This window comes from Novosphingobium sp. GV079 (assembly GCF_003058045.1).
GTDB classification, from domain to species: Bacteria; Pseudomonadota; Alphaproteobacteria; order Sphingomonadales; family Sphingomonadaceae; genus Novosphingobium; species Novosphingobium capsulatum.
Window position 1 is genome coordinate 1 of sequence record NZ_QBUE01000009.1, and the last position, 25,562, is coordinate 25,562.

25 protein-coding genes and 1 other RNA gene are annotated in these 25,562 nt (G+C 65.8%); 15 read left to right on the top strand and 11 right to left on the bottom strand.

Annotated elements, in window-relative coordinates; translation table 11 throughout:
• Positions 1-462: 462 nt before the first annotated feature.
• The 5 genes from C8K14_RS12665 (at position 463) to C8K14_RS12685 (ending at position 7,076) form a co-directional block, all read left to right on the top strand.
• Entirely contained in the window at positions 463-1,497 is a 1,035-nt protein-coding gene (locus C8K14_RS12665) for a glycosyltransferase family A protein (protein WP_158271911.1), read from the top strand.
• A 46-nt stretch (positions 1,498-1,543) separates the two neighbouring features.
• Entirely contained in the window at positions 1,544-2,560 is a 1,017-nt protein-coding gene (locus C8K14_RS12670) for a glycosyltransferase family A protein (protein WP_107716932.1), read from the top strand.
• Positions 2,557-4,089 carry a lipopolysaccharide biosynthesis protein gene (locus C8K14_RS12675; protein WP_107716933.1) on the top strand — a complete coding sequence of 511 codons (1,533 nt, stop codon included), beginning with the start codon at positions 2,557-2,559 and terminating at the stop codon, positions 4,087-4,089. The genes C8K14_RS12670 and C8K14_RS12675 overlap by 4 nt, the downstream gene beginning before the upstream one ends.
• A gap of 110 nt (positions 4,090-4,199) precedes the next feature.
• Positions 4,200-5,192, top strand: a complete 993-nt coding sequence (locus C8K14_RS12680) for an aspartyl protease family protein (RefSeq protein WP_233251070.1) — start codon at positions 4,200-4,202, stop codon at positions 5,190-5,192.
• A gap of 66 nt (positions 5,193-5,258) precedes the next feature.
• On the top strand, positions 5,259-7,076 hold the full coding sequence (locus tag C8K14_RS12685; protein WP_054132681.1) for an ABC transporter ATP-binding protein/permease: 1,818 nt from the start codon (positions 5,259-5,261) through the stop codon (positions 7,074-7,076).
• A gap of 152 nt (positions 7,077-7,228) precedes the next feature.
• Here the strand turns inward: C8K14_RS12685 and C8K14_RS12690 are convergent, their stop codons facing one another.
• Positions 7,229-7,429, bottom strand: a complete 201-nt coding sequence (locus C8K14_RS12690; RefSeq protein ID WP_062788295.1) for a DUF1737 domain-containing protein — start codon at positions 7,427-7,429, stop codon at positions 7,229-7,231.
• Positions 7,430-7,494: 65 nt separating this feature from the next.
• On the opposite strand from C8K14_RS12690, the gene C8K14_RS12695 reads away from it, so the two are divergent.
• Entirely contained in the window at positions 7,495-8,895 is a 1,401-nt protein-coding gene (locus C8K14_RS12695; protein ID WP_107716934.1) for a peptide MFS transporter, read from the top strand.
• A gap of 18 nt (positions 8,896-8,913) precedes the next feature.
• Here C8K14_RS12695 and hslU read toward each other — a convergent pair whose 3' ends face one another.
• Genes hslU through C8K14_RS12710 form a run of 3 tightly spaced genes read right to left on the bottom strand, consistent with a single transcriptional unit; the run spans position 8,914 to position 11,339 of the window.
• On the bottom strand, positions 8,914-10,215 hold the full coding sequence (hslU, locus tag C8K14_RS12700; RefSeq protein WP_022676925.1) for an ATP-dependent protease ATPase subunit HslU: 1,302 nt from the start codon (positions 10,213-10,215) through the stop codon (positions 8,914-8,916).
• A complete protein-coding gene (gene hslV / locus C8K14_RS12705; RefSeq protein ID WP_022676924.1) occupies positions 10,215-10,772 on the bottom strand; it encodes an ATP-dependent protease subunit HslV in 558 nt (185 codons plus the stop codon). Before hslV ends, hslU begins: the two co-directional genes overlap by 1 nt.
• Positions 10,773-10,820: 48 nt before the next feature.
• Positions 10,821-11,339, bottom strand: a complete 519-nt coding sequence (locus C8K14_RS12710) for an outer membrane protein assembly factor BamE (protein WP_107716935.1) — start codon at positions 11,337-11,339, stop codon at positions 10,821-10,823.
• 233 nt (positions 11,340-11,572) lie between these two features.
• Here C8K14_RS12710 and C8K14_RS12715 point away from each other — a divergent pair, with 233 nt between their 5' ends.
• Genes C8K14_RS12715 through C8K14_RS12725 form a run of 3 tightly spaced genes read left to right on the top strand, consistent with a single transcriptional unit; the run spans position 11,573 to position 14,072 of the window.
• Positions 11,573-12,088 carry a ubiquinol-cytochrome C chaperone family protein gene (locus tag C8K14_RS12715; protein ID WP_107716936.1) on the top strand — a complete coding sequence of 172 codons (516 nt, stop codon included), beginning with the start codon at positions 11,573-11,575 and terminating at the stop codon, positions 12,086-12,088.
• Positions 12,085-12,606 (top strand): DUF177 domain-containing protein, encoded by a 522-nt coding sequence (locus tag C8K14_RS12720; RefSeq protein ID WP_107716937.1) that lies wholly within the window; start codon positions 12,085-12,087, stop codon positions 12,604-12,606. The genes C8K14_RS12715 and C8K14_RS12720 overlap by 4 nt, the downstream gene beginning before the upstream one ends.
• 5 nt (positions 12,607-12,611) lie before the next feature.
• Positions 12,612-14,072 (top strand): MATE family efflux transporter, encoded by a 1,461-nt coding sequence (locus C8K14_RS12725; RefSeq protein WP_107716938.1) that lies wholly within the window; start codon positions 12,612-12,614, stop codon positions 14,070-14,072.
• 42 nt (positions 14,073-14,114) lie between these two features.
• Here the strand turns inward: C8K14_RS12725 and ssrA are convergent.
• Together ssrA and mscL are read right to left on the bottom strand one after the other, a co-directional pair.
• Positions 14,115-14,511, bottom strand: a transfer-messenger RNA (tmRNA) gene (gene ssrA / locus C8K14_RS12730).
• Positions 14,512-14,688: 177 nt separating this feature from the next.
• Positions 14,689-15,129, bottom strand: coding sequence for a large conductance mechanosensitive channel protein MscL (mscL, locus tag C8K14_RS12735; protein WP_062788302.1), 441 nt, complete (start codon positions 15,127-15,129; stop codon positions 14,689-14,691).
• A gap of 169 nt (positions 15,130-15,298) precedes the next feature.
• Here mscL and C8K14_RS12740 point away from each other — a divergent pair, with 169 nt between their 5' ends.
• From C8K14_RS12740 to C8K14_RS12755, 4 genes are read left to right on the top strand one after another with little or no spacing between them, the layout of a single operon-like run.
• Positions 15,299-15,904, top strand: coding sequence for a LemA family protein (locus C8K14_RS12740; RefSeq protein WP_043609664.1), 606 nt, complete (start codon positions 15,299-15,301; stop codon positions 15,902-15,904).
• A gap of 4 nt (positions 15,905-15,908) precedes the next feature.
• A complete protein-coding gene (locus C8K14_RS12745; RefSeq protein ID WP_062788304.1) occupies positions 15,909-16,712 on the top strand; it encodes a YgcG family protein in 804 nt (267 codons plus the stop codon).
• Between the two features lies 1 nt (position 16,713).
• Positions 16,714-17,385, top strand: coding sequence for a TPM domain-containing protein (locus C8K14_RS12750; RefSeq protein ID WP_107716939.1), 672 nt, complete (start codon positions 16,714-16,716; stop codon positions 17,383-17,385).
• A complete protein-coding gene (locus C8K14_RS12755) occupies positions 17,382-17,927 on the top strand; it encodes an NUDIX hydrolase (RefSeq protein WP_107716940.1) in 546 nt (181 codons plus the stop codon). The genes C8K14_RS12750 and C8K14_RS12755 overlap by 4 nt, the downstream gene beginning before the upstream one ends.
• A gap of 49 nt (positions 17,928-17,976) precedes the next feature.
• Here C8K14_RS12755 and C8K14_RS12760 read toward each other — a convergent pair whose 3' ends face one another.
• Both C8K14_RS12760 and C8K14_RS12765 read right to left on the bottom strand, forming a co-directional pair.
• The gene (locus tag C8K14_RS12760) at positions 17,977-19,281 is read right to left on the bottom strand and encodes an MFS transporter (RefSeq protein ID WP_166643357.1); all 1,305 of its coding nucleotides are present in this window, start codon (positions 19,279-19,281) and stop codon (positions 17,977-17,979) included.
• Between the two features lie 69 nt (positions 19,282-19,350).
• On the bottom strand, positions 19,351-19,821 hold the full coding sequence (locus C8K14_RS12765) for a MarR family winged helix-turn-helix transcriptional regulator (RefSeq protein WP_022676914.1): 471 nt from the start codon (positions 19,819-19,821) through the stop codon (positions 19,351-19,353).
• Between the two features lie 77 nt (positions 19,822-19,898).
• Between C8K14_RS12765 and C8K14_RS12770 the strand changes: the two genes are divergently transcribed.
• Positions 19,899-21,368 carry a carotenoid oxygenase family protein gene (locus C8K14_RS12770; protein WP_107717026.1) on the top strand — a complete coding sequence of 490 codons (1,470 nt, stop codon included), beginning with the start codon at positions 19,899-19,901 and terminating at the stop codon, positions 21,366-21,368.
• Positions 21,369-21,416: 48 nt separating this feature from the next.
• The gene (locus tag C8K14_RS12775) at positions 21,417-21,878 is read left to right on the top strand and encodes a DUF3237 domain-containing protein (protein ID WP_107716941.1); all 462 of its coding nucleotides are present in this window, start codon (positions 21,417-21,419) and stop codon (positions 21,876-21,878) included.
• Between the two features lie 137 nt (positions 21,879-22,015).
• Here C8K14_RS12775 and C8K14_RS12780 read toward each other — a convergent pair whose 3' ends face one another.
• Genes C8K14_RS12780 through C8K14_RS12790 form a run of 3 tightly spaced genes read right to left on the bottom strand, consistent with a single transcriptional unit; the run spans position 22,016 to position 25,552 of the window.
• Positions 22,016-23,620, bottom strand: a complete 1,605-nt coding sequence (locus tag C8K14_RS12780) for an MFS transporter (protein ID WP_107716942.1) — start codon at positions 23,618-23,620, stop codon at positions 22,016-22,018.
• Between the two features lie 2 nt (positions 23,621-23,622).
• Entirely contained in the window at positions 23,623-24,462 is an 840-nt protein-coding gene (locus tag C8K14_RS12785; protein ID WP_107716943.1) for an NAD(P)H-binding protein, read from the bottom strand.
• A gap of 34 nt (positions 24,463-24,496) precedes the next feature.
• On the bottom strand, positions 24,497-25,552 hold the full coding sequence (locus C8K14_RS12790) for an amidohydrolase family protein (RefSeq protein WP_107716944.1): 1,056 nt from the start codon (positions 25,550-25,552) through the stop codon (positions 24,497-24,499).
• Positions 25,553-25,562: the final 10 nt, after the last annotated feature.

A 25,562-nucleotide genomic window follows, 5' to 3' on the forward strand; every position in this document is an offset into this window, starting at 1 on the left:
GCTTGCTTTAAACTGGACGTCGGAGCCCAAAGACCCCCGACACCAGGCGCCGTCGCCCACATGTCCCTTCATCTAATCAACAATGTCAAAGACCAGCCCAGACAACAAAACCCGGACAACAATCAATCCCCGGTTCTCACCGGAAATCTAAGCCGTCCGTAGCTATCTGGCGACCAATTCAGCATAACCTGGAGACAACCAAGCCGCCGGAAAAACCGGCTGCACCGCATCGGTGAAGCGGCATATATGGACGGGTGGCACAGGCGTCAACGACGTTTTGCAATTTTGTTTCAAAATCTTTGGAACCCGTTGGAAAATAACGCGTTTTGTCACGCACGTTGGTGCCCCTCGATCGCGTTAGCCTGCCCTTGTGGCCAGATGGCGCCGACATTCCGTGATTCTCCTGATTCTTTGGGCCATTGTAAGCCAATCCTTAAACCCGCACGGAATAAGCCCGCATCAATGGTCGCCCCACTCGCCCCGCCTCTTCCGCCTGATGGCACGCCCGCGCGCGTCAGCGTGATCGTGCCGGGCTTTGGCGTGGCGGCGTTCCTGGGCGAGGCACTGACATCGCTGCAGCGCCAGGACATGACCGCGTGGGAAGCGATCGTGGTGGATGATGGCGATCCGGCGGTGGCCAGTGCGCTCGCGCCGTTCCGGTCCGATCCGCGTATTCGTCTGTGCCAGACCGCGAACCACGGCGTTTCGGCCGCGCGCAATGCCGCCATCGCGCAAAGCACGGCGCCTCTGATCGCGCTGCTCGATGGCGATGACCTGTTTCGCCCAGCCTACCTTGCGACCATGGTGCCGTTGCTGGAGGCCGATCCCGCGCTGCGCCTGGTCACTTGCAACGCCCGCATGTTTGGCGCCGTGGCAGGAGAGCGTTATTGCGTCGAGCATCTCCAGAACACGCGCGGCACCTGGCTCGGCGTGCTCGACCGGTCGTTTAACGTCTATATCGGCTCGGTCTTTCGCCGCGCCGATTGCCTGGCCGTGGGTGGCTTTGACGAAACCATGACCCATGCCGAAGATCTCGACCTGTGGGTGCGGCTCATGGCGCTGGGCGGCGAAGCGCATTATGTCGACGCGGTGCTGTGCGAATACCGCGTTCGCGCCGGTTCCGCATCGGCCCAGGCGCTGCGCCTGCTGCGCGGGAGCCTGAAAGTGCAGAGCAAGGCCCGCGCCAGCCTGCCACCTGGCGCGCCGGACATTGCCACGGTCGAGCGCTTGATGAACGACACGCGCGATGCATTGGCATTCGAGGAAGCCATCGATCGCATCGTCGCCGGCCAGGCGCGTTCGGGCCTGGCGGACCTGCGCCAGATCGGCACGCGGCTGAATGGGCATATGGGTGGCCCGATGTGGCAGCTGGCCCTAGCGCTGTGGCACTGGTTGCCGGGGCTGGCCGCGCCTATGCTGCGCTGGCGCCGCCGCGCCCATCGCCGTGGTGGCACGCGCGGCGCAGCGTCTCCCAGCTATCTCGATAGCGAGCAGTGACCATGCCCGGCCCGCTTGCCCCCCATCCCCTACTCCTTTTGCAAAGATGTCCGCTATTCCTGCCTCCCCCTCTTCCGCACCGGCCGTCACCGTGGCCACCAGCGTGTACAACGCGGCGCAAACCTTGGGCCCGGCGATCGAAAGCGTGCTGGCGCAGACCTTTGGCGATTTCGAATTCCTGATCCTCGACGATGGATCGACCGACGATAGCCTGGCGATTGCCCAGGCCTATGCTGCGCGCGATCCGCGCGTGCGGCCGATCGCGATGCCGCGCCAGGGCCTGGTGCGCAGCCTCAACCAGTTGTTCGCGCAGGCCCGCGCCCCGCTGGTCGCCCGCTTCGATGCCGACGATATCTGCATGCCGGAACGCCTGGCGCGTCAGGTGGCGTTCCTGGCAGAGCATCCCGACCACGGGCTGGTCGCCTGCGAAACCACGTTCATCGACGAGACCGGCGCCCCGGCGCCAAACCCGCCGATCCAGCGCCCGCACGATCATGGCGCCATTCTGGCCGCGCTGGAGCATGGACCGATCCTGTGCCACAGCGCCGTCATGGTGCGCACCGATCTGGTGCGCGCGGCGGGCGGCTATCGCGAGGCGTTTATCCACGCGGAAGACTATGACCTGTGGCTGCGCCTGGCGAGCGAGACGCGCATGGCCAACCTGGCGGAATGCCTGCTCGCCTATCGCATCACGCCCGGCCAGGTGAGTTCGCGCCATGTCGTGGCCCAGGCGCGCAATGCCGCGATTGCCTGGCTGGCCCATGGTGCGCGGGCGCGAACCGGAAGCGACCCGACCGCGCAGCTTTCCGCCCTACCCACTCTCGACATGCTGGATGGCATGTTTGGCGCAGGCAGCGCGGCCTATGTGCGGCAGCGGATGATCGATCGCCTGCTCTATGCGCCCGATCGCCTGGCAAGCGAGGCCTGGCCCGTGCTGTTGGGCCATATCGCCGATGGCGCCCCCAGGGCACGGTTGTGGCGCACCGCGATCCGCCTGCTTAAAGCCGGGCATCCGCTGCGCGCCATGCAGACTGCGATCGCCCTGGCGCGGCAAGCAGCATGACGGCGACGCGCGACACGCCCCGCCGGCCCCATCCGGCAACCGGCAGCCCGGCGCCCGAAATGTCGGTGCGCACGGCAGCGGCCTGGGCGTTGGTGTCGCAATACGCCTCTTTCGCCATTCAGTTCGCCACCAGCGTGGTTCTGGCCCGGTGGTTCATCACGCCGGCGCAGCTCGGGCTGTTTTCGATCGCCTTTGCCGCGGTCACGATCGTGGCGTTCCTGCAGGACTTCGGGGTGGCGCGCTATGTCAACGGCGAGCGCGACCTCACGCCGGAAAAGCTGCAGACCGCGTTTACCATCTCGGTGGTGTTTGCCTGGGGCATCGCACTGCTGGCGCTGGCCAGCGCCGTGCCGGTGGCGCGCTTCTACAACGATCCCGCACTCTTGCCGGTGCTGCTGGTGGTGGCATCGTCCTATCTCTTGGTGCCCTTGTCGATCGTGCCGCAGGCGACCTGCCAGCGCCGCATGGACTACAAGTCCAACACCATGATCGAGGTGGGATCGTCGATCGCCAACGCGGCCACGGCGGTGACGCTCGCGGTGCTCGGCCATGGCGCGCTGGCGCTGGCCTGGGGCGCCTTTGCCCAGCAGGGCGCGCGCCTGGTGGTGAGCCAGTGGCGCGCCGGCGTGATGGTGCCCTGGCCGCTGCGGCTGAAGGGGGCACGGCCGGTGCTGGAACTGGGCGGCACCAATTCGGTGCTGTCCACCTGCTATTCCATCACGGCGCGGGCGCCCGAACTGGTGATCGGGCGGCTGATCGACAACACCGCCGTGGGCCTGTTCGCGCGCGCTTCGGGCCTGGCCCTGCAACTGCGCATGCTGGTGGCGGGCGCGGTGACCGGCGTGTTCTATCCCGCGTTCCGCCGGGTGCGCGACCAGGGCGATCCGCTGGGGCCGCCCTATCTGCGCGTGGTCGCCGCCTATACCGGGGTTACCTGGCCGGCCATGGCCGGCATCGCCACGCTGGCGCAGCCGCTGATCCAGGCGCTCTATGGCGAGCGCTGGCTGGCTGCTGCGCCGCTGCTGCTGTGGGTGGCGCTGGCGCAGCTGTGCTATATCTCGCTGCCGCTCAATGCCGATCTGCCGCTGCTGCTGGGGCGCAAGCGCGGGCTGATCCACCGCAACATCGTGGAAACCGTGCTGTCGGTGGGCCTGATCATCGCCGCAGCGCCCTTTGGCCTGGTGGCGGTGGCCATCTCGCGCTTTGTCCATGGGCTGATCTGGATGGTGATCTATGCCCCGTTCATGCGCGCGATGCTGGATTTTTCGTGGTCGAGCCTGGCGCGCATCTATGGCCAGAGCCTGGCCGTGACGGCAGCGGCAGTGGCGCCGCTGCTGGCAAGCTATGCGCTATGGGCCGGGCCAGGCGCGTGCGGTTTGGGCCAGGTCTTTGCCATGGTGGCAGCAGGCATCCTGTGCTGGCTTGTCGTCATGCGGTTGACGCGCCACCCCCTGCTTGACGAAGTGCTGGGCCTCCTGGGTGAAATCGTCGCGGCGATGCCTTGGCGAAAGCAACCGGTTTCGCCGTGATACGGTGGTGAATATCCCGTTTCCGTTCGATCCGGGCCTGCGCAGTTGAAAATAGCAATGGCGCTGCCGTCCAAGCAGGCGTAACCTGCTGGGCGGAGAGGAACCTGACGATGTTGATGCTGGCCCAAAAGGTTGCCGGCACGCTCGGCCCGCTCGCCTTGATGGCGGCGGCCCTGCCGGTGTCCGCGCAACCTGCGCAAACCACCCCGCTGACTGCGGCGCCCCTGCTTGCCGCACCGAAACCTGCCACGGGCGATGGCCTGCCCCCGATGGAAGAGATCCACCTGGGCCAGGATGCCCGCACTCGGCTGACCGTGCCGGTCACGATCGGCAGTGCCGGGCCCTTTGCCTTCATGGTCGATACCGGCGCGGAACGCACAGTGCTGACGCGGCAGACAGCACAGGTGCTCGGCCTGGCGCCCAGTGGCCGGGCGACGCTGGTGAGCGTCGCTGGCCTGGAAGACGTGGACCTGGTCACCGTAGCCGAAATGTCGCTTGGCACCCGGCGCTTTTCCGGGCTGGAAGCACCGTTGGTGGACGGGCACGACCTGGAGGCTGAGGGCATTGTCGGCCTCGATGGGCTGCAGGACCAGCGCGTGACGATCGATTTTGCCGCGCACCGCATGATGATCGGCAATGCCGCGCCCGATGCGCCGCATGCCGACAGCTATGACATCGTCGTTACCGCGCGCCGCCGTTCGGGTCAGTTGATCATGACCGAAGCCATGGTCGATGGCGTGCGCACCGATGTGATGATCGATACCGGATCGGATACCTCGATCGGCAACCGCGCCCTGCAGCGCGCGCTCAACCGCCGGCAGGGCGAGCAACAGGCCCGCCTGATCGCGGTGACCGGACAGGTCATCACGGCCGACGTCGGCCAGGCGCGCGTGATGCGGATCGGCGGCATGGATATCCGCAACCTGACCTTCGCGTTTGCCGATGCCCCCGCCTTTGCACACCTCAAGCTCAGCCGCCGCCCCGCTCTTTTGCTGGGCATGCGCGATTTGAGCGCTTTCCAGAAGGTGGGGATCGATTTTGCCCGGCGCAGGGTGATGTTCGATTTCACGCCAGCCGCGCCACAGGCACTGGCGGCACGCTGAGCGGCACGCTGATCTGGCGGACAAACAGCAGGTGGCATCTGCCGGCAAAATGCCTATGTGAAGGCGATGCCGCCCGAAAAACCAAATGCCCCCGGTGCCCGTCACGATGGCTGGCACACGCTCAAGCGCTTTCTTCCCTATCTCTGGCCGGCCGATAATCCCGGCCTGCGCTGGCGCATCGTGGTGGCGTGCGTGTTCATCCTGGCCTCCACCGGGGTGCAGCTTTACCTGCCCTATCTGCTGAAATGGGCGGTCGACGCCATGAACACGTCCGGGCCGCGCCTGGGCATGTTGGCCATGTGGACGGTGCTGGGCTACGCCGCCGGGCGCTTTGCCGGGGTGGCGTTCGACAACCTGCGCAATATCGTGTTCGAACGCGTGGGCCAGGATGCCACGCGTTCGCTGGCAGAGCATGTCTTTGCTCAGTTGCACCGCCTGTCGCTGCGCTTTCACCTGGCGCGGCGCACCGGCGAGGTGACCAAGACGATCGAGCGCGGCACCAAGAGCATCGATACGATGCTCTATTTCATGCTGTTCAACATCGCCCCCACAATCCTGCAACTGATCGTTGTCGCGGTGATTTTCTGGATCACCTTTGGCTGGGGCCTGGTGGCGGCAACGGCAGTGGCGGTGGCGGCCTATATCTGGGTCACGCGCACGATCACCGAATGGCGCAGCCACTTGCGCGAGCGGATGAACCGGCTCGATGGGCAGGCGCTGTCGCGCGCGGTGGATTCGCTGCTCAACTACGAAACGGTCAAGTATTTCGGCGCCGAAAAGCGCGAGGAAGCCCGCTATGGCCAGGCCGCGCGCGCCTATGCCGATGCGGCCGTTGCCAGCGAAAACAGCCTTGGCCTGCTCAACATCGCGCAGGCGCTGGTGGTCAACCTGCTGATGGCCGGTGCGCTGGCCTACACCGTGTGGGGCTGGTGGCATGGCCAGTTCACCGCCGGCCAGCTGGTGTTCGTGCAGACCTACCTGACGCAGTTGTTCCGCCCGCTCGACATGCTGGGCATGGTCTATCGCACGATCCGCCAGGGGCTGATCGACATGGCCGAGATGTTCCGACTGATCGATACCGACGTGGAAGTGGCCGACAAGCCCGGCGCCCCGGCACTGGTCGTGCGCCGGCCATCGCTCACGTTCGACAATGTCGTGTTCGGCTATGATCCCGATCGCACCATCCTGCATGGCCTCTCGTTCGAAGTTCCGGCCGGCAGCCGCGTGGCCATCGTCGGGCCTTCGGGCGCGGGCAAGTCCACTATCGGCCGCCTGCTGTTCCGCTTTTACGATCCGCTGTCGGGCCGCATCCTGATCGATGGGCAGGATATCGCCACGGTCACGCAGGCCAGCTTGCGCGCGGCGATCGGCATCGTGCCGCAGGATTCGGTGCTGTTCAACGATACCATCGGCTACAACATCGCCTATGGCCGCGAAGGCGCCACGCCCGATGATGTGGCCGCAGCGGCGCGCGGTGCGGCGATCGGCGATTTCATCGCCCGCCTGCCCCAGGGGCTGGATACCGAGGTGGGTGAACGCGGGCTCAAGCTGTCAGGCGGGGAAAAGCAGCGCGTGGCGATCGCCCGCACTTTGGTGAAAAATCCGCCGATCCTGCTGTTCGATGAAGCGACCAGCGCGCTCGATACCCGCACCGAACAGGATATCCTCGGCACGCTGCGCGACGTAGCCACCAATCGCACCACGCTGTCGATCGCACACCGCCTGTCGACCATCGCCGATAGCGACACGATCCTGGTGATCGACCAGGGCCGCCTGGCCGAACAGGGCAGCCACGCCGATCTGCTGCGCCGCGCCGGGCTCTACGCCGAAATGTGGGCGCGCCAGGCCGCCGAAAGCGAGGAACTGGGCGAGGCGGCAGAGTAAGGCTCTTTTCTCCCCCTCCTCTTCAGAGGAGGGGGTCGGGGGGTGGTGGATGCGCAGCGCAAGGCTTCGCACCACCCCCAGCCCCTCCTCTAAAGAGGAGGGGGGGTATGAAGCTGATTTTACAAAGTTTTCTTTTACCTCAAGCGAATCCGTCACTTCACCACATCGGCCCCGTGCCACACCACGGCCTGCGCCACCTTGATGCAGTCCATGCCGCCGTCATAGGTCATCGACGGTGAGCCATAGAGGCGCCAGCCCTGGGCCAGGGCCTCTGACACGCGCTCGCAAAAGGCGCGGTCGTCCTTGCCGGTGAGCAGGCGATAGATCGGGCGGTTGTCGGGCGTTTCGTGCATGGCCGGGTTTTACCACGGCCGCCGCCGCTTGCCAGCCCGCGTGTTTGGCGGCACCACCGGCAACCATGGAGCCCATCACCAGTCCGGAAGCCATTCCTTCACCCGAAGCCACAAAGCGCAACTGGCTCGATCACCCGCGCGGGCTGTGGGTGCTGGCAGGGACCGAGTTGTGGGACCGTATTTCCTGGCACGGCATGGTCGCCATGCTGGTGCTCTACATGACCGGCGAACTGCTGATGCCCGGGCGGGTGGAGCATGTCGTCGGCTTTGCCAGCTATCGCGCGGGCCTCGAGCATGTGTTCGGCCCGATGAGCGTGACGCAATTGGCCACGCAAACCTTCGCGCTCTATTTTTCGGCGATCACGTTCCTGCCGCTGGTCGGCGGCTGGATCGGCGACAAGGTGATGACCCGCCGTGCCGCGGTCAGCCTGGGCGCCCTGACGATGACCGCCGGGCATTTCGCCATGGCGTTCGACGCCACGTTCCTGCTGGCGCTGGTCCTGCTGGTGATCGGCGCGGGCCTGCTGCGCGGCAACCTGATGCCGCAGATCCGCGCGCTCTATGCGGCGGGCGACCGGCGGCTGGGCGATGCCTTCCAGGTCTATACGTTCTGCATCAATGTGGGTGCGTTCATTGCCCCGATCGCCAGCGGCACGATGGCCAAGTACTATGGCTGGCACGCCGGCTTTGCCGTGGCGGGCATGGGCATGCTGGCCGGCCTGATCTGGTATCTGGCCGGATCGCGGCACCTGCCGCCGCAGGTGCCGCCGCGCCAGGGCGGCCCGGCGGTGCCGCTCACCGGGCCGGAAAAGCGCAATGTCTGGCTGCTCGTCATGGTCTGGCCGTTCAGCGTGGCATTCTGGACCGCGCAGGCGCAGGTGTGGAACGTCTATAGCCTGTGGGTGCGCGACCATATCGCCATGACCGTGGGCACGTTTGCCGTGCCGATCCCCTGGCTGCAATCGCTTGACGGGCTGGCTCCGGCGGTGGAGGCGCCGCTGCTGATCCTGCTGTGGCGCTGGCAGGCCACGCGCAAGGCCGAACCTGACAGCCTGACCAAGCTGGCTACTGGCTGCCTGATCTTTGCCGCCTCCACGCTCCTGCTTGCCCTCTCGCCCACAACCACGCGCGGGCCGATCTGGCTGCCAGTGGCGTTTCACCTGCTCTCAAACCTGGGCGCGATGTTCTTTGCCCCGGTGATGCACGCCTATTTCGCCACCCGCGCGCCGGAACGCTGGCGCGGGACGCTGATCGGGGTGGAAATGCTTTCGGTGGCGGTGGCCAGCCTGATCAGCGGGCCGATGGGCGGATGGTACACCCAGGTCAGCGCGCCGGTGTTCTGGCTCGTGACGGCAGCGATCCCGGCGATTGCCGGCGTCCTGCTCCTGGCCCTGCGCCATCCGCTGCGGGTGTTCGGCGGCCCCGACACGCTGGTGAAAAACGAGGCTGGGGCGGCAGGTCACTAACCCACCGCCCCCACGCCGTTACAGGATATACTTCGACAGATCCGCATTGCCGGCCAGGCCGGCCAGACGATCAGCGACATAGGCCTCATCCACCGTCACCGTGGTGCCGACGCGATCCTCTGCGTCAAAGCTCACTTCTTCCAGCAGCTTTTCCATCACCGTCTGCAGCCGCCGGGCGCCGATGTTCTCCACGCTCTCGTTCACTTGCGCGGCGGTGCGGGCAATCGCGCGCACCGCTTCGGGCGTGAAATCGAGCGTGACCTGCTCGGTGCCGAGCAAGGCGCGATACTGTTCCACCAGGTTGGCGCGGGTTTCAGCCAGGATGCGCACGAAGTCATCCTCGCTCAGCGCCTTCAGCTCGACGCGGATCGGCAGGCGGCCCTGCAATTCGGGCAGCATGTCCGAAGGCTTGGCCACGTGAAACGCGCCCGAGGCGATGAACAGCACATGGTCGGTCTTCATCGGACCATACTTGGTCGCCACCGTCGTGCCCTCGATCAGCGGCAGCAGATCGCGCTGCACGCCTTCGCGACTGACACTGCCGCCGCGCACGTCGGACACGGCGATCTTGTCGATCTCGTCGATGAACACGATGCCGTTGGTTTCCGCGTTCTGCAGGGCCACGCGCGCCACGTCATCCTGGTCCATGCGCTTTTCGGACTCTTCGTCCACCAGCTTGTCCCAGGCATCGGCCACGCGCATCTTGCGGCGCTTCAAAGGCTGGCGGCCAAACGCCTTGCCCATCATGTCCGACAGGTTGATCATGCCAACGTTGCCGCCAAGCCCGGGAATTTCCATCGGGGCGGCGGGGGCATCCTCCACCTCGATTTCCACTTCCACGTCGTTCATCGCGCCTTCGCTCAGGCGTTGGCGAAAGCTTTCGCGCGTCGCTTCGCTGGCACCATCGCCCACCAGGGCCTTGAGCAGGCGGTCCATCGCTGCCTTGCTGGCCGCCTCGCGTACGGCTTCGCGGCGGCGGTCCTTTTCCAGGCGGATCGCTTCTTCGGCCAGGTCGCGGGCGATCTGCTCCACGTCGCGGCCGACATAGCCCACTTCGGTGAACTTGGTCGCTTCCACTTTCACGAACGGCGCATCGGCCAGGCGGGCCAGACGGCGGCTGATCTCGGTCTTGCCGCAGCCGGTCGGCCCGATCATCAGGATGTTCTTGGGGCTCACCTCGTCGCGCAGATCGGGCGAGAGGCGCTGCCGGCGCCAGCGGTTGCGCAGGGCCACGGCGACGGCGCGCTTGGCATCGGCCTGGCCAACGATATGTTCGTCCAGCGCGCGGACGATGGCCTTGGGGGTCAGACTGTCGAGCATCAGATTTCTTCCAGCGTCACGCGGTCATTGGTGAACACGCAGATTTCGGCCGCCACCTGCATGGCGCGGCGGGCGATCTTCTCGGGATCGTCTTCATAGGCATCCACCGCCCGCGCGGCGGCCAGGGCATAGTTGCCACCCGATCCGATCGCGGTAATCCCGCCTTCGGGTTCCAGCACATCGCCGTTGCCGGTCAAGACCAGCAGCGTGCTGGCATCGGCCACGATCATCAGTGCTTCCAGATTGCGCAGGTATTTGTCGGTGCGCCAGTCCTTGGCCAGTTCCACCGCCGCGCGCATCAGCTGGCCGCGGTGCTGCTCCAGCTTGCGCTCCAGCCGCTCGAACAGGGTAAAGGCATCGGCCGTGGCCCCGGCAAAGCCGGCGATCACCGATCCATCGCCGATGCGCCGCACCTTGCGCGCATTCGGCTTCATCACCGTGTTGCCCATGGAAACCTGGCCGTCACCCGCAATCACGGTACGGCCGTTCTTCTTCACCCCGATGATCGTGGTGCCGTGCCACTGGACCAGGCCGTGGCTCGCCTTGCTATCGTCCATGCCGGCGATATGGGATCGCCGGCATGGCTTTCAAGCCGCCGCCCTGGCTCAGCTGCCGTTCGGGCCCGAGCCGGCCGGGCCACGACCCTGGCCGGTGGTGCCGCCCGGCATGGCGCCGACCGAGCCGATATTGCCGAACAGATCCTGGAAGAAGCTGCGGTTGCGGCCCAGCGTCGGCGTCGCTTCGCGCACCGGATGGATCGTGGGCACGCGGGTCAGCGTGACGCGGTCGATCGTGCTGACGTTGCCGGCGGGATCGAAATTGACCTTGAGCACCTGCTCGCTGCTGGTGCGCGGGCGCTTGAACGGCTTCTGGCGGGTATCGATCGACACGTAGTACCAGCTCTGCGGGCCGAACTGGCTCTTGAACGTGGCCTGGCCCAGCGCGCGTTCCACCGACATGCGGTTGTCCACGCCCGGCTGCACCGAATCGGTCAGCGCCTTGTCCATCTGGAACCCGCGATGGTCGCGGATGCTGGCGCAGCCGCTGACCAGCACGACCAGCCCAGCCAGCACCGTGGCCTTGGCCAGCGCCGCACCGTTCAGGGCCATCCGATTCTCGCGCATTCGATCACTCCAAATTCGACCCTTGCGGGACATGCGGGCTGTCTGATGGGCCCGATCCCCACTGGCACCACGCACAAAGGCACACTTTGCCTTCGCGCCACAGCGCCCTATATCCGCGCAAGCCTTAGGGGCGAAACGGGTTGTCCGCAATGGCGGCGTGCCGGTTTGCGCCGTCCGGTTGAAATTGGCCGCGCCCCGGCGCTGCCGCCACGCTTGCAAAGGATGCCCGCCCCATGTCCCTTCTTGCCCGTCTGCTGGGCCAGACCCGCGATGATCGCGATGCCGCCCGCCCGCTGTGGCACCGCGTGGTGGAAATCGCGCGCGAAAAGGAATGGTATGCCGATTGCGGCGTGGCCGATACCGTGGCCGGGCGGTTCGACATGATCACCCTGGTGCTCAGCATCGTGCTGGTGCGCATGGAACGCGATCCCGGTCTGATCCCGGCATCGGTGTGGTTGACCGAACTGTTCGTGGAAGACATGGACGGCCAGCTGCGCGAAAGCGGCGTGGGCGATCTGGTGGTGGGCAAGCATGTGGGCAAGCTGATGAGCACGCTGGGCGGCCGCCTGGGCGCCTACCGCGATGGGCTGGAAGCCGGTGAAGACGCCTTTGCCGCCGCGCTTGCCCGCAACATGACATTGACCGAGGGCACAGACGCCCTGCCCCTGGCCCGCCGTGCACGCGCCTTTGCCGCCGGCCTGGCGCTGGCGCCGGCAGACCGGGTCCTGGCTGCGGAGATTGGACGATGAGCGATACCCCCGAATATTCCTACATCGTCGATCTGCGCCAGATCGGCGACGCGCCCCTGGTGCTGGAACCCGATGCCGATGCGCGCCGGCGCCTGGCCGGCCGCTTTGGCATTACCGCGATCGATGCCGCGCGCGCACAGGTCAAGCTGACCGCCGATGGCCCGGTGGTGCGCGCCGATGGCCGCCTGACCGCCGCGATCATCCAGGCCTGCGCCATTTCCGGCGAGGATTTCCCGGTCAAGATCGACGAGCCGCTGCACCTGCGCTTCGTGCCCGAAACGCAGATCGCGGCCGAACCGGATGAAGAGATCGAGCTGTCTGCCGACGATTGCGACGAAATCCCCTACACCGGGCTGACGTTCGACCTGGGCGAAGCGGTGGCGCAAAGCCTCGCGCTGGCGATCGATCCCTTTGCCGAAGGCCCCCTCGCCGACAAGGCCCGGGCCGAACACAACCTCGCCGGAGACGATGCCAGCGGGCCGTTCGCCGCGCTGGCTGCCCTGCGCGGCAAGGAATAAGGCACATGGCCAGACCGCAAGGCAACACCGCCCCCGGCGGGCCCGGCGCGCGCGATCTCACGCGCGGGCCGATCCTGAAAACGCTGCTGCTGTTTTCGATGCCCACGCTGGTGGGCAATATCCTGCAATCGCTCAACGGGTCGATCAACGCGATCTGGGTCGGGCGCCTGCTGGGCGATTCGGCGCTTGCGGCCACGGCCAATGCCAACGTGGTGATGTTCCTGGTCTTTGCCGCCGTGTTCGGGTTTGGCATGGCCGCCACGGTCAAGGTCGGCCAGTCGTTCGGTGCGGGCAATGTCGATGCCGCGCGGCGCACGTTCGGCACGGCAGTGGGCTTCTGCGTGGGGCTGGCGATGATCGTGGCCACCGTGGGCTGGATCTCCGCCCCGGCGCTGCTGCGCATCATGTCGACCCCGGCCGATATCTTCGGCTTTGCCCTGGCATATCTGCGCGTGATCTTCGTGGCGCTGCCGGCAACGATGATCTCGGTGATGATCTCGATGGGCCTGCGCGGCGCGGGCGACGCCAAGACCAGCCTCTATTTCATGATCGTCTCGGTGGTGCTCGATTGCGGGCTCAACCCGGTGTTCATCGCCGGACTGGGGCCGATCCCGGCGCTCGGCATCGCCGGATCGGCGCTGGCCACGGCGATCTCGTCCTACGTCTCGATGCTGGTGCTGGTGATCTATGCCTATGCCCGCAACCTGCCGCTGCGCCTGCGCGGGGCGGAACTGGGCTATCTGGTGCCGCGCATGGACGAGCTGCGCTATATCGTTACCAAGGGCCTGCCGATGGGCGCGCAAATGCTGATCGTGTCGGGTGCGGGCATCATCATGCTCGGCCTGGTCAACCGCGAAGGCTCGATCGTCAGCGCCGCCTATGGCGCCTCGTTGCAGGTGTGGACCTATCTGCAGATGCCGGCCATGGCCATTTCCGCCGCGCTCAGCGCCATGGCCGCGCAGGCGATCGGCGCCGGCCTGATCGATCGGCTGGGGCGGATCACGCGCGCCGGCCTGATCCTCAATTTCGCCGTGACCGGCCTGATGACCGCGCTGCTGCTGGCGTTCGACCGCCCGGTCCTGGTGCTGTTCCTGGGCTCGACCAGCCCGGCGGTAGACATGGCGCGCCATATCCAGTTGCTCGCCAGCTGGAGCTATATCCTGTTTGGCATGACGATCATGCTGTTCGGCACGATGCGCGCGGGCGGCGTGGTGATTGCGCCCCTCATCGTGCTGGCCATCGCCATGTTCCCGGCGCGACTGGGATTCTATTCCTTCGCCTATCCCACGCTTGGCGCCGATGCGCTGTGGCTCGCCTTCCCGGTTGGCTCGCTCGCGGCCGTGGCCATGGCGGCGATCGCCTATGCCCGGCCCGGCTGGCGCGAAAAGGCGCGGGTGGTGAGCCAGGCGCGCCGGCAGGAAAGCGAAGCAGCCGCCGAATGCGCAGCCGAAAGCGTGCCGGCCTGAGGCCGGTGCGGGGCTGCCGCTGTACGCTGGAAAACGGAGAGAGGTGGGGGGATTTCTGTTGCCCGGCACCCCCCGGGCCGCTGGTATCACTTCTGTTGACCGGCGTGTCCAGCCGCGCTTTCGCTTTGTAAGATCAGGCCGTTAGGCCGTCAGGTTACGCGGCGAGAGCAAGTGCTTCGTTGTCGTTGGCACTTGTTGGTTTTGAGCCTTGAACGGGTTACTCAGCCCGGGCGAAAACAACGCTTTTCAACACACGTCGATCCTAGTTCGGCCCCGTCATCTTTCCCGCCTGGCCCAAGAGCCGGAACGAGAGAGGTGGTGGAGCCGCCGGGTACCGCCCCCGGGTCCGCTGCGTCTATTGCACGCCGCAGTTTATCGCCATAGCCGGGTCAAACCCGGCACGACCCCATATAGGGATTCCTGCGGCGATGGAAAGGGGGTGCTGTGCCCGGCGCAGCCTGTGCAAAAAATTGCGCCAGGATCAGCCGCATTCTCTCCCCCTCCTCTTCAGAGGAGGGGGTCGGGGGGTGGTGGAAAGATAGCGCAAGGCTTCGCACCACCCCCAGCCCCTCCTCTGAAGAGGAGGGGAGCATGAGATGGCGCGCGCCAGCCAGCGTCAATCCTTAGCCTTGAGCGCGTCCCTGATCTCGATCAGCAGGTCCACCTCGCTCGGCCCCTTGGGCGCGGCGGGCTTGGCTTCTTCCTTGCGGATCAGCGAATTGGCCGCCTTCACGATCAGGAAGATGATGAACGCCACGATCAGGAAGTTCACCGCCTGGGTGATGAAATCGCCATAGCCGATCATCGGCACGCCCGCCGTCTTGAGCTGGGCATAGTTTTCCGGATCGCCCTTGAAGCTGGCCGGAATCGGCCCCAGCCGCACGAAGTACTTGGTGAAATCCACGCCGCCCGTAACAAAGCCGACCACCGGCATGATCACGCTTTCGGTCAGCGAGGTGACGATCTTGCCAAAGGCACCGCCGATGATCACACCGACCGCCAGGTCGAGCACGTTGCCACGCGCGATGAACGTCTTGAACTCTTCGAGAATGGCCACGGCGCATTTCCCCTTCTTAACCACACAATCGCAAATGATTGCCACCACCGCCAGCCGGCGGCAAGCGCGCAGGCAAATCGTTTACAGTTCGATCAACGACAAGGCACTGCCCTTGATCCGCAACCATGCCGCGCTATGTCTCTTGCGCATCTGCAACGAGGATCGATCCATGTCCCGCGCTTTCAACCGCTTCCTGCCCCGCTTTGCCTTGGTCGCCGTGGCGGCCGGCAGCCTTGCCGGCTGCGGCGTCAACACGATCCCCACGGCCGAGGAAAACGCCAAGGCCAAGTGGGCCGAAGTGCAGAACCAGTACCAGCGCCGCGCCGATCTGGTGCCCAACCTGGTTGCCACGGTCAAAGGCTATGCCAAGCAGGAACAGGATACCCTGGTCAAGGTGACCGAGGCCCGCGCCAAGGCCACCTCGGTCCAGATCACCGCCGCCGATCTTACCGATCCGGCCAAGGTGGCCGCCTACCAGAACGCCCAGGGCCAGCTGTCGCAGGGCCTGGGCCGGCTGATGGCCAATGTCGAAGCCTATCCCGACCTCAAGTCGAACGAAAACTTCCTGGCCCTGCAAAGCCAACTGGAAGGTACGGAAAACCGTATCGCCGTGGCCCGCCGCGATTACAACGACGCGGTACAGTCCTACAACACCACGATCCGCACGTTCCCGGCAGTGATCGGGGCCAAGGTGATCTATGGTGCCAAGCCGATGGTGCCGTTCCAGGCGACGACGCCGGGCGCCGATACCGCGCCCAAGGTCAATTTCAATTAAGCCGATGAAACAGAGCGCGGCGCAGCGGCTGGCCGCCCTTGCCCTGCTGGTGCTGGCGATCTTCGCCACGCCAGCCTGGGCGCAGACGTTCCCGCAACTCACCGGGCGCGTGGTGGATGATGCTCATCTGCTCAACCCGCAGCAGGTCCAGGCCCTCGATGCCAAGCTGGCCGCGCTGGAACAGCAATCCCAGCGCCAGCTGGTAGTGGCCACCGTGCCCGATCTTCAAGGGTACGAGATAGAAGACTATGGCTATCGCCTGGGCCGCGCCTGGGGTCTGGGTGACAAGCAGCGCAACGACGGCGCGATTCTGCTGGTTGCCCCCAAAGAGCGCAAGGTGCGGATCGAGGTCGGCTATGGCCTGGAGGGTATCCTGACCGATGCCTTGTCTGAAATCATCATCCAGCGCGAGATCGTGCCCCGCTTCAAGGCCGGCGATTATGCCGGCGGCATCAACGCCGCCACCGATCAGTTGATCGCCCAGCTCAAGCTGCCCGAAGACCAGGCCCGCCAGGTAGCGGCGAAGGCCGAGCAGGCGCAGAAACAGGCGCGCGAACCGCATTTCGATGCCGGCACCGTGGTATTCCTGGTGATCTTCGGCCTGTTCTTCGTCCTGCCGTTCATCCGCGCCATGCGCGGCGGCGGTCGCCGCTATGGCGGTGGCGGTCCGGGCGTGTTCATCTTCCCCAGCGGTGGCTGGGGCGGTGGTGGCGGGGGCGGCGGCTCCGACTGGGGCGGCGGCGGTGGCGGCGGATTTTCCGGCGGCGGTGGCAGCTTTGGCGGCGGTGGCGCCTCGGGGAGTTGGTGACATGATCCTGACCGAGGCGGAACAGGCCCGCATTGCCGCAGCCGTGGCCCGGGCCGAGGCCGAAACCGCGGGCGAGATCGTCCCGGTGATCACGCCGGCGTCCGATCCCTATGCCGATGTTGCGCTAGCCTGGGCGGTGTTCATCGCGTTCCTCGCCCTCGCCGCGCTGGAAACAGCCCCGGCATTCTATGTCGCGCTGGTCGATCGCGTGCTGGGCCTGTGGGCCACGCAATGGACCGCCCGGGCCTATTTCGGCCTGGCGCTGAGCGTCGCCCTTCTCAAGTTCACCGCCATGCTGGCGCTGCTGCAATGGCGCGCATTGCGCCTGTGGCTCACCCCGACGCCGATCAAGCGGGCGCGGGTCCATGCCCGCGCGCTGACTGCCTTCCGCCTGAGCGCGGAAAGCCGCACCACCGGGCGCACCGGCGTGGTGCTCTATGTCTCGCTGGCCGAACGCAAGGCCGAGATCATTGCCGACAGCGCCATCGCCGATCGCGTCAGTCCCGATGTCTGGGGCGAGGCGATGGCCGCGCTGCTCGGCCCCTTGCGCGAAGGGCACCTCGCCGAAGGCATGGAGGCCGCCCTCGCCCAGATCGGCGCCGTGCTGCGCCAAGCCTCTCCGGCGCGGGCGCACGATCACAATGAACTGCCCGACGGACCTATCCTGCTATGAGTCTTGAAGACGAATACCGCGACAATCCCGAAGAAACCCGCTGGGAAGGCCGCTTCATCACCGCAAAAACGCGCGGCCGCTGGGAATATGTCGGCCGGGCGCGCAACATTCGCGCCGCCGTGATCCTGGCGATCACCGACGCGCGCGAGGTTATCCTGGTCGAACAGTTCCGCGTGCCGCTGGGCCGCCCGTGCATCGAATTGCCCGCCGGCCTGATCGGCGACGATGACAGCAGCGCCGGCGAAGATGCTGGCTTGGCCGCCCTGCGTGAACTAGAAGAGGAAACCGGCTATCGCGCCACGCGCATGGAACCGCTGGGCGAGTTCTGGTCCAGCCCCGGCATGGTCTCGGAAAGCTTCACCCTGTTCCGCGCCCATGGCCTGGCGCGCGTTTCGGCCGGCGGCGGGGTGGAGGGCGAAGGCATTACCGTGCACCACGTGCCGCTGGATGGCATGGCCGACTATATCGCCGCGCGCCGGGCCGAGGGCATGGCGGTGGACGTGAAGATTCTCACCCTTCTGGGGCCGGGTATCCTGGGCTGAACACGGCAGGCGCGGCACCCCGGGTGCCACGCCCGCGCGCTCACTCCCATCAATCCGCCGCGCGCAGCCGCAGCGCCAGCAAAGTGGCGGCCGCGCCAAGCGACCCCAACGCCATGATGACCGACACGGTCAGCAGCGGCAGGCCGGCGGTGTGGAACAACTCGCCCGCCAGGATCGGCGAACCGGCCGCACCGATGCGGCCCGCACCGATGGCAAAGCCAGTGCCGGTGGCGCGCACCTTGGCCGGAAAGCCGTGGGCAAAGGCGGAATAGAACCCGACGATCGCGGCATTGGTAGTGAACCCGGTGAAGAACACGGCCAGGCGCCAACCGGCCAGGCTCTGCGCCCCCAGCCCGAACAGCGACACCGCCACGGTGCCGGCCACCAGCATGGCGATCGTGGGCCACTTGATGCCAAAGCGGTGCATCAGGAAGCCGAACATCCCGCCACCGATCGCACCACCGATGTTGGCCCACACCAGCACGCTGGCCGCCTGCGGCTGGGTATAGCCGAAATCGGCCACGATCTTGGGGCTCCACTTGAGGATGTAGTAGAACGTGATGCAATGCAGCGAATAGCCCAGCGTCAGCAGCAACGTTGTGCCGACCAGGCCGGGCCGCAGGATATCGAGCAGGCTGGCCCGCGGCGCACCGGGTTCCACCGGCGGTAGGCCCTGCGCTGCCGGCAGGCGTAGCGCGGCGAGCGAGCGGTTGGCCCGCGCCAGGGCATCAGCCGGGCGGCTGACCAAGAACCACGCCGGGGTTTCCGGCACCAGGAAGAACACCAGCGGGATGAACACTAGCGTGGCGATGGCGCCGAATTCGAATACCACGCGCCAATCGCCGCTTTTCAGCAGCAGCGCCGCGATCGTGCCTCCCACCGTGGCGCCGATGGGATAGCCGATCACCATCAACGACATCGCCAAGCTGCGGCCCTTGTTGCTACAGATCTCGGCCGTCACCGCGTTGATCGCCGCCAGCATGCCGCCGATGCCCAAACCGGTGAGCAGGCGCCACAAGCCCAGCGTGTAGGGATTGGCCGCCGTCGTGGCCAAGCCCATCCCGATCGCCATCACCACCAGGCAGCCCAATACGGTGGGACGCCGGCCGAACCGGTCTGCCGCGCCGCCCAGCAGGATCGAGCCAAAGCCCATCCCGATCAGTTCCATCGACAGGACCACGCCCAGCGCATCGCGCCCGATGCCCCATTCCTTGGAAATGCCCGGCGCGGCAAAGGCGCTCGACAGCACGTCGAACCCATCGAGCGCGTTGAGGGCGATCATCAGCGCCACGGCGATCCATTGCCGCGCTCCCATCGGGGATTGGCGAATCACCTCGCGCGGATCGTGCAACATCGTATCTCTCCCGTCCGCGCCCGGCTGACGCGTTATTGCTATGGTTTATAACATGCCGGAGCGATCTGGCTACTCGTGAATGCGCGCCAGCAATTCCAGCAGCAGTTTCACTTCCTTGTCGGAGAAGTGGCGCTTCACCCAGGCCTCGTGCTCGCCAATCGCGAACTTGGCGCGCGAAAGCATGGCCTGGCCTTCAGGTTCCAGGAACAGCGCCTGCTTGCGCCCGTCTTCAGCCGATCGGTCGCGCCGCAGATAGTGCTTGGCCTGAAGGCGGTTGATGATCGCCATGGTGGTGGCACGGTCCATCCGCAGGCGCTGAGCCAGGTCGGTCTGGGCAATGCCGGGGTGATCGTCGACCAGCCACAGCACCGAAACCTGCTTCTGCGTCAGGTCCAGCTCGGTGAAGGTCTCGGTAAAATGGCGCAGGCAGGCGCCATGGGCCAGGCGGATATGGAAGCCCAGGATGCCGTTGATTTCGCCGATATCGGCCTCTTCGCCCGGTGGCGGGGTCACCACATCGGCAAACTTGTCCTTGATCAATGCCTGCTCCCCATTGCCTTGCGCATCAGATAAGCGCAATTGTTAGCCAACCATACAAAACTAGCAGGAGGATGCCAGTGTCTCACTTTCCCGCCTCGCCCAGCTTTACCGGCTTCAACACCCCGTCGCGGGTCGAGGCCGACATTGCCGACCTGGCCCACGATGGTGAAATTCCCCGCGAACTGAACGGGGCGTTTTACCGCGTTCAGCCAGACCCGCAATTCCCCCCGCGCCTGGGTGACGATATTGCCTTCAACGGCGATGGCATGATCACCCGGTTCCACATCCACGATGGGCAGGTGGATTTCCGCCAGCGCTGGGCCCACACCGACAAGTGGAAACTGGAAAAGGCCGCCGGCAAGGGCCTGTTCGGCGCCTATCGCAACCCGCTGACCGATGACGAGAGCGTGCAAGGGCAGATCCGCTCCACCGCCAATACCAATGCCTTCATCCACGCCGGCAAGCTGTGGGCAATGAAGGAAGACAGCCCCGCCCTGCTGATGGACCCGGCCAGCATGGAAACCATCGGCTTTGAAAAGTTCGGTGGTCGCATGACCGGCCAGACCTTTACCGCTCATCCCAAGGTCGATCCGGCCACCGGCAACATGGTGGCGATCGGCTATGCCGCCAGCGGCCTGTGCAGCGATGACGTGACCTATATGGAAGTAAGTCCGACCGGCGAACTGGTGCGCGAGGTGTGGTTCAAGGTGCCCTATTACTGCATGATGCACGACTTCGGCATCACGCAAGACTATCTGCTGCTGCACATCGTGCCCTCGATCGGCAGTTGGGAGCGGCTGGAGGCGGGCCTGCCGCACTTCGGCTTTGACACCACCAAGCCCGTTCACCTGGGCGTGATCCCCCGGCGCGATGGCGTGACCCAGGAAGACATTCGCTGGTTCACACGCGACAACTGCTTTGCCAGCCACGTGCTCAACGCCTGGCAAGAGGGCAGCAAGATCCACTTCGTCACCTGCGAGGCGAAGAACAACATGTTCCCGTTCTTCCCCGATGTGCACGGCGCCCCGTTCAACGGGCGCGAGGCGATGAGCTATCCCACCGATTGGGTGGTGGACATGGCCAGCAACGGCGATGCCTTTACCGCGATCGAGCGCCTGTCGAACACCGCCTGCGAATTTCCGCGCATCGACGATCGCTTTGCCGGGCAGCACACGCACCACGGCTGGTTCCTGGAAATGGACATGCAGCGCCCGGTCGAGCTGCGCGGCGGCAGCGCCGGCGGGTTGTTGATGAACTGCCTGTTCCACAAGAACTTTGCCACTGGCGAAGAACAGCACTGGTGGTGCGGCCCGGTCAGCAGCCTGCAAGAGCCGTGCTTCATCCCGCGCAGCAAGGACGCGCCCGAAGGCGATGGCTGGATCGTGCAGGTGTGCAACCGCCTGGAAGAGGCCCGCAGCGACCTGTTGATCTTCGATGCGCAGGCGATCGCCCAGGGGCCGCTTGCCACCGTGCACATCCCCATTCGCCTGCGCTTTGGCCTGCACGGCAACTGGGCCGATGCGGCCGACATCGGCCTGGCGGCATGACCGCACCATGCTATGACGCATAACGATCTGGCCGATGGGAGAGCATGCATGATCAAGCCCGAACTGGAATTCGTCTATGAGGCGAGCGGCGACCTGGAGCCGCCGCGCCAGATCGGCCAGACCTATGACGGCACCCGCCGCATCATTCCCATCGTCGGCGGAGGGCGGGTTGAAGGGCCGCTGATCCAGGGACAACTGGTCGGCAATTCCGCCGATTGGCAGCTCACCCGCGCCGACGGGGTAACCGTGGCCGATGCGCTCTATGCGATCGAAACCGACGATGGCGTGCTGATCCAGATCCGCAACAAGGGCCTGCGCCACGGCCCGCCCGATGTCATGGCCCGGCTTGCCGCCGGCGAGGAAGTCGATCCGGCCGAATACTATTTCCGCACCGTGCCCGAATTCATCGCGCCGGTGGGCAAGTATGAATGGATGAACCGGTCGATCTTCGTGTGCAGCGGCGCGCGCTATCCCCTGGGCATCAAGCTGTGGGTGTGGCGCGTACTGTAAGGTTGCTTGTGGTTTCCACCACCCCCAACCCCCTCCTCTGAAGAGGAGGGAGCTTTTCCATCAATACCTTAACTCCCCCTCCTCTTCAGAGGAGGGGGTCGGGGGGTGGTGGAGGTACAGCACCGACGCTTCAGGTCTTACGCCCGCGCGCGCAACCCCGCCTCGTCCCGCGCGCTACGCCGCGCGATCAGCAGCATCAGGACCACGATGGGAATGGCCACGGCATTCATCGTCAGCATGGCGTGGGTCAGGTTGCCCGTGGCATCGGAAATCAGGCCCACGGCATAGGGGCCGATGCCCATGCCCACGATGGTCATCGTCAGCAGATAGAGGCTGGCAGTGATCCCCCGCATGCGCGGCAGCACCTGGTCATACATGATGGCATAGAGCGGTGGCATCCACCCGGTCAGCACCAGGCTGTAGATCGCAAAGTGCCAATAGAACGTGGTCGGATCGGGCGAAAGGTACGTCCAGAACGACAGCAGCGGCGAAACCCCCATGGCAAACAACGCCACCAGCGCCCGGCCCGAAGACGGCAGGCGGCGGTGCAGCAGATCGGCCAGCGGCCCCCAGATCAGCGGGCCGATAATGCCCATCGCCGCCGACAGCAGCCCGAACTGCAGCGCGGTGTCCTTCATCGAAAGGTGATAGGTCTTGATCAGGAAGCTGGGGTTGAACGCCATCATCCCATAGTTGATCGCCGATTGCAGTGTGCCCACCGCGATCGCCATGATCAGCGTGGGCGATCCGGCAATCACGCGAAAGGCCTGGGCATCATCGGCGCGCATGCGCTGCATCAGGTTGACCAGCACGAACAGGCCAAAACCGATCACGCCCCATTGCAGGCTATGCGCATCGACCGTGATCGGCCCCAGCGGCAGCGGCGGCCGGGCCGACAGGCCCCGGCAGATCACCGCCAGCACGGCCATGACCGCCGCGATCCCGGCCAGCGCCGCCAGGTTGGTGGCAAAAGCCGCAGCCTTGGCGCGGCGCAGCGCCATGGCGATCCAGTGCAACCCCGGCGTCACCCCACCGAGCAGCGCGATACTGGCGCGAAACGGATGCGGATCGACCGGCGCGGGTATGCCATCCATCGCCCCGCGTGCCGGTTCCTTCATGGTGCCGACGAATGCGGCAAGGACGAAACCAGGCGCCGCCGCCACCAGAAACGCAAACTGCCAGCCTTTGAGGCCGAGCGGCGCGCTGCCCCCCGCCCAATGCTCGGTCCAGGCTTGCGCGGCAACGCCACCCAGAATCAACGAGCCGCCCAGCCCCAGCGCAATCGCCGAGGCCATCACCGCCATGACGAAACCGCGCCGGTGCTTGGGCCAGAAATCATAGATCAGCGACGTGCCCGCCGGCTGGGTAGCCGCCTCGCCAATGCCCACGCCCAGCCTAGACAGCGCCAGCAGGCCAAAACTGGTGGCCAGGCCCCCCAGCCCGGTCGCCGCCGACCACAGCACCAGGCTGATGCCCAGCAGCCGGGTGCGCGTCCAGCCATCGGCCAGGCGCCCTACCGGCAGCGAGAACAAGGCATAGAACAGCGCAAAGACAGTGCCATAGAGCAGCCCCATCTCGGCATCGCCCACGCCCAGGTCGTGCTTGATCGCCGGGGCCAGGATCGCCAGGATCTGGCGATCGAGCAGGCTCATCGCATTGGTCAGCGCCACCAGCACCAGGGCATACCAGCCCCCGCGCGCGATCGTGCGCGATGGGCCGGCTGCGCTATTGCTCTCTGTCATGCTCAGGCCAATGCCGCAGCGATGGTCTGGGCGATCGGTGTGGTGGGCCGGCCGATCAGCGCGCTCAACGTGCGGCTGTCGTCAAACAGTTGGTCCTTGCTCGATTCAAAGCTGGAATTGGCCAGCATCTGCGCCAGGAAGCCAGGCAATCCCACCCCTTCGAGCGCGGCGGCATAATCGGCCTTGGACATATCGACATAGGCCACCGGCTTGCCCGCCTGCCGCGCCACTTCGGCCGCGAATTCCGCCATGGTAAAGGCGGTATCGCCCGCCAATTCATAGACTTCGCCGCCCTTGGCGCCGATCAGCGCCTGGGCCGCAGCCGCGGCATAATCGGCCCGGGTGGCGCTGGCGATGCGGCCCTGCCCGGCCGCGCCCAGAATGGCGCCGTGGGCAATCGCCGGCGCCAGGGCGCCGGTGTAGTTTTCGTTGTACCAGCCATTGCGCAGCAGCACGAAAGGCACGCCGCTGGCGCGCAGCAGCGCCTCGGTCTCGCGATGCTCCTGCGCCAGGCCGATGGTCGAGGTATCGGCATGGAGGATCGAGGTATAGGCGATCAACCCAACCCCGGCCGCCTTGGCCGCGTCGATCACGGCGGCGTGCTGCGGCACGCGTGCGCCCACGGCATTGCCCGAGATCAGCAGCAGCCGCTCCACCCCGGACAGCGCCGGCGCCAGCGTTTCGGGCTTGTCGTAATCGGCCACGCGCACGGCCACGCCGCTGCCTTCCAGCTTGGCCGAATCGCGCGCCAGCGCCACGACATTGCCAGCGCCCACCTTGGCCACCAGTTCAGCCAGCACCAGACGCCCCAGTTGGCCCGATGCACCCGCAACAGCGTACATGCTCATTCTCCTTCGGCCTGCGTGATCGACAAGATTACAGCTTGAACCAGCGTTCCGCGTTGGTCTGGAAGAACTTCTTCTTGGTTTCGGGCGTCATGTCCATGGCGTCCATCGCGCGCACTTCATCAGCAACGTACTGATAGGGATAGTCCATCGCATACATCACGCGGTCCGCGCCCATCACCTCCTGGCAGAACTTGATCGCCGGCTCCCACGCCATGCCGGAATTGGTCACCAGCACGTTGGAGCGCAGGTATTCGGCAATGGTCTTCTTGAGCGGCTTCATCCGGGCATAGCGCTGTGACCGCACGCCGGCCTGGTGCATGAAATCAAGGCGATAGAGCCAATAGGGGAGCGCCTCGCCCATATGGCCGACCATGATCTGCAAGCTGGGATACTTGTCAAAGATGCCGATCGTGATGAGCCGCAGCAGGTGCATGCCGGTTTCCACGCCAAAGCCAAAGATGGCGCCATCCAGCCCGGCCTCCAGCATCGGCCCGATCATCGCATCGGGTGGCGTGCAGGGGTGGATATAGAGCGGCTGGTCGACCTCGACCAACGCGCGGAAGATCGGATCGAAGAATTCCTCGTCGAGATAGCGCCCTTGCGTGTGGCTGTTGATCTGGATGCCCTTGAAGCCCAGTTCCTTGGCGCCGCGATGGATTTCGCGGGCAGACCATTCCGGGTCCTGCGGGGCCACGGTGCCAAGCCCGATGAAGCGGTCGGGATAGGCTTCACAGGCGCTCGCCAGCCGATCGTTGGCGCGGGTGGCAATCGCCTTGGCTTCGTCGAGGTTGGTCAGCGGCTGCACCCCGGGCGAGGTCAGCGCCAGGATCGCCTTGTCGATGCCGGTCGCGTCCATGTCGGCAATGCGCCGCTCGCCCAGGTCGAGCAGGCGCTCCATGATCTGCACCGCGCGCTCCGACGGCGATTGGGCGTAAAACCCCCAAAGCGAGACCATGCCCTTGTCCGCCTCGCCATCGCGGATCATGCGCAGATAGGCATCGACCTGTTCCTGGGTGGCAAAGGCTTCCTCGGTGGCGATGCGCAAATATCCTTGCGCGCCGCCGGTTTTCAGATCCTGGGTCATGCGGGCCTCT